General features: G+C 57.4%; 10 protein-coding genes. All 10 read left to right on the plus strand.

Annotated elements, in window-relative coordinates:
• The first annotated feature begins 173 nt into the window (after positions 1 to 173).
• The 10 genes from D5269_RS12655 (at position 174) to D5269_RS12700 (ending at position 11,239) form a co-directional block, all read left to right on the plus strand.
• Positions 174 to 1,082 carry a MurR/RpiR family transcriptional regulator gene (locus D5269_RS12655; protein ID WP_016315762.1) on the plus strand — a complete coding sequence of 303 codons (909 nt, stop codon included), beginning with the start codon at positions 174 to 176 and terminating at the stop codon, positions 1,080 to 1,082.
• 36 nt (positions 1,083 to 1,118) lie between these two features.
• The gene (locus tag D5269_RS12660; protein ID WP_120485886.1) at positions 1,119 to 2,606 is read left to right on the plus strand and encodes an FGGY-family carbohydrate kinase; all 1,488 of its coding nucleotides are present in this window, start codon (positions 1,119 to 1,121) and stop codon (positions 2,604 to 2,606) included.
• 223 nt (positions 2,607 to 2,829) lie between these two features.
• A complete protein-coding gene (locus D5269_RS12665) occupies positions 2,830 to 3,900 on the plus strand; it encodes an alcohol dehydrogenase catalytic domain-containing protein (protein ID WP_120485887.1) in 1,071 nt (356 codons plus the stop codon).
• The gene (gene hxlB, locus D5269_RS12670) at positions 3,897 to 4,463 is read left to right on the plus strand and encodes a 6-phospho-3-hexuloisomerase (RefSeq protein WP_120485888.1); all 567 of its coding nucleotides are present in this window, start codon (positions 3,897 to 3,899) and stop codon (positions 4,461 to 4,463) included. Before D5269_RS12665 ends, hxlB begins: the two co-directional genes overlap by 4 nt.
• 191 nt (positions 4,464 to 4,654) lie before the next feature.
• Entirely contained in the window at positions 4,655 to 5,710 is a 1,056-nt protein-coding gene (locus tag D5269_RS12675) for a galactitol-1-phosphate 5-dehydrogenase (protein WP_016315766.1), read from the plus strand.
• Between the two features lie 27 nt (positions 5,711 to 5,737).
• Positions 5,738 to 6,784: a sugar ABC transporter substrate-binding protein gene (locus D5269_RS12680; RefSeq protein ID WP_016315767.1), complete on the plus strand. Its 1,047-nt coding sequence runs from the start codon at positions 5,738 to 5,740 to the stop codon at positions 6,782 to 6,784.
• Between the two features lie 81 nt (positions 6,785 to 6,865).
• The gene (locus D5269_RS12685; protein WP_016315768.1) at positions 6,866 to 8,356 is read left to right on the plus strand and encodes a sugar ABC transporter ATP-binding protein; all 1,491 of its coding nucleotides are present in this window, start codon (positions 6,866 to 6,868) and stop codon (positions 8,354 to 8,356) included.
• Positions 8,357 to 9,355: an ABC transporter permease gene (locus D5269_RS12690; protein ID WP_016315769.1), complete on the plus strand. Its 999-nt coding sequence runs from the start codon at positions 8,357 to 8,359 to the stop codon at positions 9,353 to 9,355.
• A 93-nt stretch (positions 9,356 to 9,448) separates the two neighbouring features.
• Complete coding sequence (locus tag D5269_RS12695; protein WP_120485889.1) at positions 9,449 to 10,291, plus strand: transketolase; 843 nt, start codon at positions 9,449 to 9,451, stop codon at positions 10,289 to 10,291.
• A 3-nt stretch (positions 10,292 to 10,294) separates the two neighbouring features.
• Entirely contained in the window at positions 10,295 to 11,239 is a 945-nt protein-coding gene (locus tag D5269_RS12700; protein ID WP_016315771.1) for a transketolase family protein, read from the plus strand.
• Positions 11,240 to 11,512: the final 273 nt, after the last annotated feature.

An 11,512-nucleotide genomic window follows, 5' to 3' on the forward strand; every position in this document is an offset into this window, starting at 1 on the left:
TTTCGTGCATTTTGCTAAAATTAAATAGTTTGGTATGTTTTTTTTGTAAATTGCATTGACAACCCGGTTCCGGAATCTTATAATAGGCTTGTAAATAATTATCCGATAGAAAATTACCACGAAAAAGATTTCTATAAAAATCTTTTTCGATACTCGTCCAAAGGAGCTTTTTTATGCCGGAAACACCGCTTGTGGTCCTCTGCATCAAAAATAAATACCAGCAGATGAACCCCGCTATGAAGCAGATCGCTGACTACATCATCAGTAATCCAAACCGGGTGATCTATATGGGGATCAGTGAGCTGGCAGCGGCGAGCAGCGTGAGCATCGCTTCGGTGACCCGGTTTGTCAAACAGGCTGGATACCGGAATTTCAAGTCGTTCCAGCTTGAGCTTGCGGGTTCGCTCACCGAAAGCGTCGGCCCGGTTTCCAGCGATTCCCCCAGCAGCAAGATCACCTTCGAGTACGGCGGGGCATCCGAGCGGGACACGACCGAGGAGGTCTGCCGGAAGGTATTCAGCAGCAACCAGCAGATGCTCTCCGATACGATCAAGGCGCTCGATTTTTCCCTGGTGGAGATCGTCTCCCAGCGGATCATCAAGGCGCGCAATGTCATCTTCCTTGGCTGTGGACGCTCGCACATCACTGCCGAAAGCGGCCGGACCCGTCTCTACCGTCTGGGAATCCCGTCCTTCTGCTACAGTGATGTGCACGAGCAGGTTGTCGCCGCCACCATGTGTGACAAGCAGGATGTGGTGATCGGGATCAGCAACTACGGCCGGACGGCATCGGTGGTCAACTGTTTGAAGCTCGCCCGGGAGCGCGGGGCGTTCACCGTAGGGATCACCAGCGCGGAAGGTTCCCCGCTGGCGCAGGCTGCCGAATACCTCTTCCTCACCGCTTATAACTACGCCAATCTTGAGTATCGCGGCCGTGACCACTCTTATGAACCGGCCTGCGAAAATATCACGCAGATCGTCCTGCTGGACTGTATTTATATGAATGTGGCGCTGCATATGGATAAAAACTGCTTGGACCGGTTCTATGAGACGGTTCGGGAACTCGAAAAAGAACGAATCTGAATTTTGCCCCGGTTTGAGAGGGGCGGAGGGAACGTTATGCAGATAATCGGCATTGATGTGGGCACCTCCGGCGCGAAAGCGGCTGTTTTTGAACCCGGCAGACGGATGGTGGCCTGTGTGCGGGAACCGTATTCCTGCATCTGCCCGGCCAAGGGCCTGCTCGAGCTGGACCCGGAAGAGGTCTGGCAGGCGGTGGTCCGGTGCCTGAAGCGGCTGGCTGGGCAGGCCGACGCTTCACAGGTTGGGATGCTCGCCGTTTCGACACAGGGGGAAGCGGTCGTCCCGGTGGATCGGGAAGGCAAGCCGCTGATGAATGCGATCCTCACATTTGATTCCCGCAACGCGGAGGAGTTTGGCTGGTTTGCCGGACAGACCGACCGGTTCCGGGTGATGGAGCAGACCGGAATGCCGTCCCATCCGATGTTTTCAGCCACGAAACTGCTCTGGCTGCGCAACCATGCCCCCGATGGCTTTGAAAAAGCGTGGAAATTTTTCTGCTTCGGGGATTACATAGCATTCCGGCTGGGTGCGGCTCCCGCGATCGACTATGCGATGGCCAGCCGTACGATGCTTTTCGACCTGCGTGCGCGGCGGTGGTCGGAGGAACTGACCGGGCTCTGTGGAATACCGGTTGAAAAACTGCCCGAACCGGTTGCAGCGGGGACCCCGATCGGAACCGCAGGCCCCGTACTGACATCGCTCGGTTACCCCGATACGCTGCGGCTCTTCTGCGGCAGTCACGATCAAATCTGTTGTTCGTTGGGGGCGGGGGTGTTCGATGAGGGGGTCGCGATGGACTCGCTCGGCACCACCGAGAGCATCGTCTGTGTAAGCAGCCGGCTCACCGCCTCCCGGCAGAACCTCGCCTGCAATATCCCGGTTTACCCCTATCCAGGGGAGGGGCTTTACGCTTACATGACCTTCCTTACCACCTGTGCTTCCCTGTTGGAATGGTTCCGCACCAAACTGCTGGATGCGCCGGAGGAAGGGTTCTATGCGCAGTATGACCAGAAGCTCACCGAACTTCGGGATCAGCCCGCTTCGGTATTTGCACTGCCCTATTTCGCAGGGGCGGGTACCCCGCAGATGGATTTCAGAGCGCAGGGGCTGTTTGCGGGCCTGACACTCGATACCGACCGTTATCAGCTCTATCGGGCAATCCTCGAGGGGACCTGCTTTGAGGGGCGGCTGAATCTCGCCAATATGGAGTCCTGTGGGATTTCGGTGCGGGAACTGCGGTGTATCGGCGGCGGCGCGCGGTCTGCGCCGTGGCTCCAGATGAAAGCCGACATCACCGGCCGGCGGGTTGTTTCGATGGCTTGTGAGGAGGCGGGATGTCTGGGCGCGGCGATGCTTGCAGGGATGGGCAGCGGCCAGTTCCGCAGTCTGCGGGAGGCGGGCGGCGATCTGCTGCATGAACGGGGCACGTTCCTGCCTGACCCGGAACGTGCCGCCCGTTATGAGGAAGCCTATCAGACCTATTTGAAGCTGTACCCAGCAGGCTCCACCCTGTATACCATTTAACTAGTTTTATCCGATGAAATGTTTTCTGGCCTGACTTCGCGCCGGCTGGCCCTGCGCACGCCGCGGCGGCAGCCAAAGCCAATCCAAGTCTTTCTTGAAAAGTTTCGCCCACCTTTTCAAAGGCAGCGGATTCCAAAGGCAGAGCCTTTGGTCGCGCTCTGCGCTGTGAGGATACCACGCGGCCTCGCCAAGAGGCTTATAAGCATAAAAAGGGGGTTTTCAGATGAAAGCTGCTGTTGTAGAAAAAATACGTGATGCCCGGGTACTCGAGGTGGAGGACCCCAAAACGCTCCCCGGAAGTATGAAAATCCGGGTGGAGGCGTGTGCGGTCTGCGGGTCAGACCTGCGAATCTTCACCAAAGGGGATCCACGGGCGACATTTCCGCGGATTATCGGTCACGAGATTGCCGGTACGATCGTCGAGTTGGGCGAGGGAACGACCGGTTATGCGGTCGGTGACCGGGTTTGCGTTGCGCCGGGACACGGATGCGGTGAATGCAAATACTGCAAAAACGACATGGGCAACGTCTGCGTCAACCCTCAGCCGAGTATCGGTTACGCAAGCTCGGGCGGGTTTGCCCAGTATATCGTCCCGCCGGTAAACGTCGTGAAAAATGGCTTTGTCAACAGAATCCCTGACAACCTCTCGTTTGAGGAAGCAAGTATGTCCGAACTGCTCGCCTGCTGCATCAATGCGCAGGAACGCGCGATGGTCGGCGAGGGGGACACGGTGCTGGTGATCGGCCCCGGGCCTGCGGGCTGTATGCATATCCAGCTTGCCCGCGCGCGCGGCGCAAAAAAGGTGCTCCTTTCGGGACGCACTCCCGGCAGGCTTCAGAAAGCCGCCGAACGGTTCCATCCGGATGCAGTGTTCACCGAGCAGGGGGACGCGCTGGTCGAGCGGGTGCTCACCGAAACAGATGGGCTGGGTGCGGATGTGGTGATCGTCGCCGCACCTTCCCACGAGACACAGGAAGTCGCTATCAAACTCGCGGCGCCGCGCGGACGGGTCAACTTTTTCGGCGGCCTGCCCAAGGACAACTGTATCTCCCATATCGAAGCAAACATCATCCATTATAAAGAGGTCATGCTGACTGGCGCGTCGTCCAGTCTCGGGCGGCAGAACCGCGAAGCACTCCAGCTTATCAGCGAAGGCAAGGTCAAAGCCTCTGACTATATCACCCACCGGTATACCCTTGATGAGTTTAACGAGGCATTCGCGGCGGTCGAGCGCAAGGACACGATCAAGGCGGTTCTCTTCCCCTGGAAGACCCGCGCGGAGCTGAACGGATGAGCGGCGGTTATGCCGAGGCCCGGGACCTGATCCTGAAGGAGCTGGCCGGAGCGCTCGGAAATGTGGAGGAAACAGAGGTCAGCCGGCTGGTCCGGATGATCTGTGATGCCGAAAAGGTGTTCGTCGTGGGGGTCGGCAGGGTGCTGCTGATGCTTCAGGCGCTCGCCAAACGGCTGAACCATCTCGGCATTGAGGCTAACTTTGTCGGCGCGATCGACGAACCGGCCATCACCGACCGTGACCTGCTTCTGATCGGGTCAGGCTCGGGAGAAAGTGCGGTCCCGCTCGCAATCGTGAAAATCGCCAAGCGGTACAACGCCAAGATTGCGCATATCGGTTCCAATCCCAACAGCTCGATGGCGGAATATGAGGATCTGTTTGTCCGGGTTCCCTGCCGCACCAAGCTGAACCTGCCGGGCGAGATCGCCTCGCAGCAGCCGATGAGCAGCCTGTTTGAACAGAGCCTGCTGCTTCTGGGGGATACGGTCGCGATGCTGGTCATGCAGGAAAAAGGTCTGGACGACCTGCACGCGCTCTGGAAAAAACACGCGAATCTGGAATAAGTCCTGTGGGGGTTCTGCCGCTCGACCCCGCCATCTTTAGGATGCCGCCCCACTGCGAGCGTCCCGGCGCGCAGGGGCCAACCGGCGTGAAGCGCCGGCTGTCAGGCCGGAACAGAGACGGACAAAACTGTGGATAGCGAAAAAATCGAGTGAACCGTGAAAGCAGATTGAAAAAGAAGGGGGTTTGCCCAATGAGCGAACAGATGCGGGCGGCGGTGCTCCATGCGCCGGGAAAACTGGTGGTGGAGCAGGTTGCCGTCCCGGAGATCGGGCCGGATGACGTCCTGCTCAGGGTTTCGGCCTGCGGGGTCTGCGGGTCGGACATCCCGCGGGTGCTGACAACCGGTACCTACCATTTCCCGACCATCCCCGGGCATGAGTTCGGCGGCAGGGTGGTCAAAACCGGCAAACATGTCGAGCCCTCGCTCGTAGGCAGGCGTGCGGCGGTCATCCCATTGATCCCCTGCCGCAAATGCAGCATGTGCGAGGTCGGCGCGTTCGCCCTCTGTGAAGCGTATGATTTCCTTGGCTCCCGCAGCGACGGTGGGTTCGCCGAATACGTCAGGGTTCCGGCCCAGAACCTTGTGTTTGTGCCGGATGAGGTGGACGACGATTCTACCGCCTTCCTCGAGCCGATCAGCGTTGCGCTCCACGTGATTGAAAACTGCGGTGTTTCGTATGGCGATACCGTCGCAGTCTATGGTCTGGGCGCCATCGGGGTGTTTGTCGCCCAGTGGGCCAAAGTGTTCGGTGCAAAGACTGTCTATGCGGTCGATCTCGATCCCAAAAAGATCGAGGTTGCCAACCAGCTGGGCCTGTATGGGGTCAACAGTGCGGAAACCGATGCCGAAGCATTCCTGAAAGCACAGGGCGGTGTGGACCGGGTATTTGAAGCGTCCGGTGCACCGGCGGTTTTCAACCAGGCACTGCGGGTGCTGCGTCCTTCCGGGGTGCTCGGGCTGGTCGGACGTCCGACCAAACCGCTGGAAATCCAGGGGGATGCCTATGAAAAGCTGCTGCGCGGGCAGCTCACCATCAAGGGGACCTGGAGCTTTGAGTTCAAGCGGTTCCCCAAACATGCGTGGGAGACCAGCCTCGAGGCGCTGCGCACCGGCAAAATCCAGACCGCACCGATTATCTCCCACCGTCTGCCGCTCGAAAAAACGCTCGACGCGGTCAAACTGATGGCGGAGCATTCGGAACCGTTTTATAAAATTCTCATCAACCCGGCCCTGGATAGGGCCTGAAATAGACAAACATTAGGAGGAAGTACAATGAAAGTCAAACAATTCAGCAGCATCCTGTTGGCAATGGCACTGGCAGGCGCAACCGCACTGTCCGGCTGCGGCGGTTCTTCGGCACCGGCTTCGTCGGCTGCTCCGGCATCGAGCGCGGCTCCTGCCGCTTCGAGCGAGGCTGCACCGGCAGAGTCCACCCCGGCAGCCGACGGTGACAAAATCACCATCGGCTATGCGCCCACCACGATGAACAACCCGTTCTGGCTCGCAGTGCTTGACGGCGTCAAATCGGTCACCGATTCGATGGACAATGTTGAGATCGTCACCATTGACTGCCAGAACGACCAGTCCCGTATGAACGACCAGATCGGCGACCTGCTGGCTTCCGGCATCGACGCGCTGCTCGTCGCCCCGATGGACTCCACCGGCGTAAAACCCGCGCTCGAGGCCTGCCAGCGGGAAGGTGTCCCGGTCATCAACTTCGATACCCCGGTCACCGATGTTGACCTCGTTGAGTCGATCATCGCTTCGAACAACTACAACGCGGGCGTTGTCGTTGCAAAAGACATGATGGAGAAGCTCGAGAAGGGTTCCAAGGTTGCGGTTCTGCATTCTCCTTCCGGTCAGGCATGTATCGACCGTGCGGCTGGCTTCTATGACACGATCGGTTATAAGTCTGATGATCCGTACTTCGAGGTTGTCCAGGAGCTGGATGGCAAGGGCGACACCGGTGTTTCGCTGCCGCTGGCCGAGGATATTCTCCAGGGTTCCCCGGACCTTGGCGCGTTCTTCGCGGTCAACGATCCGTCTGCAATGGGCTGCGTACAGGCACTCCAGGCACATCCCGAGCTTCAGGGCGTTCTGGTCTACGGCGTTGACGGCAACCCGGATGCAAAAGCCATGATCGAGGCAGGCACCATGACCGGTACCGGCGCACAGTCCCCCGAGACCATCGGTTCCAAATCCGCAGAGACCGCGCTTCAGGTTCTGAAGGGTGAGACGGTTGAGCACGACATCGTTATCGATACCTTCATCATCAACAGCGACAACGTCAGCCAGTACGGCACCGACGGTTGGCAGTAAGCTCAAACATAACAGCTTCCCGGAGTGGGGGATTCCCGGGAGAGCGGCGGTAGCCGCTCTCCCGTTTACGGAGGTGGAAGAATGCAGAAAAAACTTTTGAGGATGGAAAACGTCTCTAAGCTGTTCCCCGGCGTCAAGGCGCTGGATAATGTCAACCTCGATCTTGAGGCGGGGGAGGTGCTGGGCCTGCTCGGTGAAAACGGCGCGGGTAAGTCCACCCTCATGAACGTGCTGGGCGGCATCTACAAACCCGAAACCGGTCAGATCTATCTTGATGATGAGCCGGTCACGATCAATGGCGTTCTGGATTCCCAGAGCAAGGGGATCGCCTTTATCCACCAGGAGCTGGCGCTCGAACCCTACCTGACGGTTGCGGAAAACATCTTCCTCGGCAGGGAGATGAAGAATTCGCTGGGCATGGTGAGCAAGCCTTTAATGTACGAAGCGGCAAAACCGTATCTCGAAATTGTGGGTCTCGACATCTCTCCGTCCAGCCATGTTTCCCATCTCAGTACCGGCCAGCAGCAGATGGTGGAGATTGCCAAGGCATTTTCTTTGAACGCGAGAATTATCGTCATGGATGAACCGACCTCTTCTCTCTCGGAAAAAGAGGTGGAAATCCTCTTCAAAACCATCCGGGATCTGAAAAGACGGAACATCGGCGTCATCTATATTTCGCACAAGATGTCCGAAATCTTCGAACTGACCGACCGGATCACCGTCATGCGGGATGGCACCTACATAGGCACCAAAAACACCAGCGAAACCAATGAGGACGAACTGATCCGGATGATGGTCGGACGCGAACTCGGAAACTACTATGTGCGTACCTTTAACGAACCGGGGGCAGTCGCGCTCGAGGTGCGGCATATCTCGGCAGGCAAGCAGGTCAAGGACTGCTCGTTCCAGCTGCACAAGGGGGAAATCCTCGGATTTTACGGGCTGATCGGCGCAGGACGCTCCGAGCTGATGCAGGCAATCATGGGGCTGGATAAGCGGGACAGCGGTGAGATCGAGCTGTTTGGCCACCGGCATGACAACATTACCCCCCTCGAGAGCCAGAAGCTCGGCATGGCGCTTGTGCCTGAAAGCCGCAAGACGCAGGGTCTGATCCTGGACAACACCGTGGCGTTTAACACTACCCTTGCGGTGCTCGACCAGTTTATCAAGAATCTGGTGGTCAACTTCAAGGTGGAACGGGAGATTGTGGAAAACGGGGTCAAGAGCATGAACATCAAGACACCGTCGATCACCCAGCGGGTCGGCAACCTCTCGGGCGGAAACCAGCAGAAGGTGGTGCTCGCCAAGTGGCTGGCGACCAATCCCAAAATCCTCATCCTTGATGAACCTACCCGCGGCATCGACGTCGGAGCCAAGGCGGAGATCTATAAGATCATCAACGACCTTGCCGCGCAGGGCATCGCGATTATCATGATCTCCTCCGAGCTGAACGAGGTCATGAATATGTGCGACCGCATGGCGGTGATGCGCGAGGGTGAGATCGCAGGATTCCTCGACCATCAGGACTTCTCGCAGGACCTGATCCTGAAGTATGCGTTAGGAGGCAGTTAAATGGAAGAAAAATTGCTCGACCGGTATGAGAACCACGTTATCCTCGGGCCGATCGTCCGCTTCCTCAAAGCGAATATCGGTATCCTCATCGGTTTCCTTGTTCTGTTTGTAATCCTCAGTTTCACAGCGGATAACTTCTTCACCACCGCGAACTTTCTGAACGTCTTGCGCACCATCTCGACCAATGCGTTCCTCGCAATCGGCGTCATGATGGCGATTATGCTCGGCGGTATCGACCTGACCGGCGGCGCCCTGATCGCGTTTTCGGGTGTTGTCACCGTTGTTTCCATGCAGCGGTACGGCGTTTCGATCCCGGTCGCGGTATTCCTCGGACTGATTATCGGCGTTATCGTCGGGTTCATCAACGGTGTGGTTATCGCTTACACCGGTATCCATCCGTTCGTCGTCACCCTCGCGATGCAGAGTGTCTGCCGCGGTGCGGCTTACCTGATCGCCAACGGCCAGCCGGTTTCGATCACCAATGAACCGTTTACCCGCTTGGGCAACGGGTTCCTTGGCCCCCTGCCGCTGCCGGTGATCTACACCATCGTGTTTGTGTTCCTCGCTTACCTGCTGCTGAACAAAACCAAGATCGGCCGCCACGTGTTTGCGGTTGGCGGCAATGCCACTGCCGCGCGGTTCAGCGGTATCAACATCAAAAAGGTCAAGATCATGGTCTGGACGATCAGCGGCTTCCTCGCTTCGTTCGGCGGCGTGATCCTCGCTTCCCGTATGTCCTCCGGCCAGCCTGCGGTCGGCATCGGCTTTGAGACCGACGCGATCGCTGCTGCGGTCCTCGGCGGAACCAGTATGTACGGCGGTGTCGGTACGGTCGGCGGTATGTTCATCGGTGTTCTGGTCATTGGTATCATCAGCAACGGGCTCAACCTGCTCCGCGTCAACTCCTATTGGCAGTATGTCGCCAAAGGCATCATCATCCTGATCGCGGTTTATATTGATATGTATAAGAACCGCAAGCAGAATGCCCGCAAGGAATGATCCTATGCTGTTGAAAAAAAGATTCAAAAATCTGGAAAAAACGATTCTGATTCTTTTGGAATCGTTCGATTATGAAAACTGGAGGTCCGTTCAATGGATGCTGCAAAAGTAAAATCGCTCAACCTGACCGCCGCGAAAATGCGGCGGCATGCCCTCGAGGCGATCCAATGCGCCAATTCAGGGCATATCGGCGGCTCGTTCTCGATCGCCGAAATCCTGTCGGTGCTTTATTTCGACCGGATGCACATTGACCCCAAAAATCCCCGCTGGGAGGACCGCGACCGGTTTGTCCTCTCCAAAGGGCACTGCACCCCGACCACCTATTCGGCGCTGGCCCTGCGCGGGTTCTTCCCGGTCGAGGATCTCAAGACCTTCCGCAAGATCGACAGCAACCTCTCCGGCCACATCGAGATGAAGCATGTCCCCGGCGTGGATATGTCGGCGGGTTCGCTCGGACAGGGGCTTTCGGTCGCGGCCGGAATGGCGCTCGCGGGCAAAACCGATGGTAAAAACTATCGGGTTTACGCGATCACCGGTGACGGTGAGATCGAAGAGGGCCAGATCTGGGAGGCTGCGATGGCGGCCGCTCACTTCAAACTGGATAATCTGGTCCTGTTTGTGGACAACAACCAGCTCCAGCTCGACGGCGCAGTGAGCGAGGTTATGTCGGTCAACCCGATCGACGAGAAGTTCCGGGCGTTCGGCTGGAACGCCATCAACGCCGATGGCAACGATGTGGAAGCGCTGAATGCTGCGCTCGACGAGGCGGAAAAGGTCTCGGGCAAGCCGACGGTCATCGTCTGCCATACGGTCAAGGGAAAAGGCGTCTCGATCTTTGAAGGCGGCGTGAAATGGCATGGTGGGCGTCCCACAGCGGAGGAATACAAAACCGCTTATGCGGAACTGGATGCGCGCATCGCAGAATTGGAGGGTTGATCTATGGGAGAGAAAATTTCTACCAGAGTTGCATATGGCGAGGCCCTGCGGGACTTCGGCGGGGATGAGAGGATCGTCGCGCTTGACGCCGATCTTTCCACTTGTACGATGAGCTGCTATTTTGGGGAGAAATACCCCAATCGTTTCTTTAATATCGGCATCGCCGAGGCGAATATGATTGATATGGCGGCAGGCTTTGCCACCACCGGCAAGATCGCGTTCTGTCATTCGTTCGCGATGTTCACCGCCGGGCGCGGATATGACCAGGTGCGCAACTCGGTTGCGTATCCCCACCTGAACGTTAAGGTGATCGGCAGCCATGCCGGATTGACGGTCGGTGAGGACGGTGCAACCCATCAGTGCATTGAGGACCTGAGCCTGATGCGCACCATCCCCGGGATGGTTGTGCTCTGCCCCTGCGACGCGAACGAGGCCCGCGAGGCTGTCAAAGCGATGATCGCGTATGATGGCCCCTGCTTCATGCGCACCGGCCGCACTGCGCTCGAAACCGTTACCGACGGATTCTCCAACTACAAGTTCGAGATCGGCAAGGGTGTCACACTGGTCGAGGGCAGCGATGTCACGATCATTGCAACCGGACTGATGGTGCAGGAGTCGCTGAAAGCGGTGGAACTGCTGAAAGCCGAGGGCATCAGCGCACGTTTGATCGACATGCACACCATCAAGCCGCTTGACAGGGAACTGGTCATCAAGGCCGCGAAAGAGACCGGCGCGATCGTCACCGCTGAGGAACATAACATCATCGGCGGGCTTGGCAGCGCGGTCTGCGAGGCGATCTGCGATGAGTGCCCGATTCCGGTTGTCCGGGTCGGCGTGCAGGACGAGTTCGGCCGTTCGGGTGAGGCGGGCGCTCTGCTCAAGCTCTATGGCCTCACCCCCGAGAATGTCGCCGAGAAAGCAAAACTTGCAATCTCGAGAAAAGCGTAAAATCTGTTTCCTCCATATTTTTTGTTTTACATAGGGTTCAGGAAGCCCCCGCCGAAAGGCGGGGGCTTCCGCTTTGTGATTTTTATAAAACCGATTGACAAATCGTGGAATGCAAAGCTATACTAAAACTTGTAAATCCGGATTTACAAAATTTTCACAAAAATATCACAAGATAGGAAACGATTGAAAAGGGGTATTTCATTATGCAAAAAAAGATATGGAAAAAATCAATTTGTGCGGTATTAAGCACACTTCTGGTCTTATCTTCGGCGA

This window comes from Anaerotruncus sp. 1XD42-93, from assembly GCF_009917605.1.
Taxonomy (GTDB): domain Bacteria; phylum Bacillota; class Clostridia; order Oscillospirales; family Ruminococcaceae; genus Anaerotruncus.

What these genes read in the sequence shown, in the direction of transcription:
- D5269_RS12665 (WP_120485887.1), top strand. Translation starts at nt 2,830, where the DNA reads ATGAAAGCTGCTGTTGTAGAAAAAATACGTGATGCCCGGGTACTCGAG.
- D5269_RS12695 (WP_120485889.1), top strand. Translation starts at nt 9,449, where the DNA reads ATGGATGCTGCAAAAGTAAAATCGCTCAACCTGACCGCCGCGAAAATG.
- D5269_RS12685 (WP_016315768.1), top strand. Translation starts at nt 6,866, where the DNA reads ATGCAGAAAAAACTTTTGAGGATGGAAAACGTCTCTAAGCTGTTCCCC.
- D5269_RS12690 (WP_016315769.1), top strand. Translation starts at nt 8,357, where the DNA reads ATGGAAGAAAAATTGCTCGACCGGTATGAGAACCACGTTATCCTCGGG.
- hxlB (WP_120485888.1), top strand. Translation starts at nt 3,897, where the DNA reads ATGAGCGGCGGTTATGCCGAGGCCCGGGACCTGATCCTGAAGGAGCTG.
- D5269_RS12660 (WP_120485886.1), top strand. Translation starts at nt 1,119, where the DNA reads ATGCAGATAATCGGCATTGATGTGGGCACCTCCGGCGCGAAAGCGGCT.
- D5269_RS12680 (WP_016315767.1), top strand. Translation starts at nt 5,738, where the DNA reads ATGAAAGTCAAACAATTCAGCAGCATCCTGTTGGCAATGGCACTGGCA.
- D5269_RS12700 (WP_016315771.1), top strand. Translation starts at nt 10,295, where the DNA reads ATGGGAGAGAAAATTTCTACCAGAGTTGCATATGGCGAGGCCCTGCGG.
- D5269_RS12675 (WP_016315766.1), top strand. Translation starts at nt 4,655, where the DNA reads ATGAGCGAACAGATGCGGGCGGCGGTGCTCCATGCGCCGGGAAAACTG.
- D5269_RS12655 (WP_016315762.1), top strand. Translation starts at nt 174, where the DNA reads ATGCCGGAAACACCGCTTGTGGTCCTCTGCATCAAAAATAAATACCAG.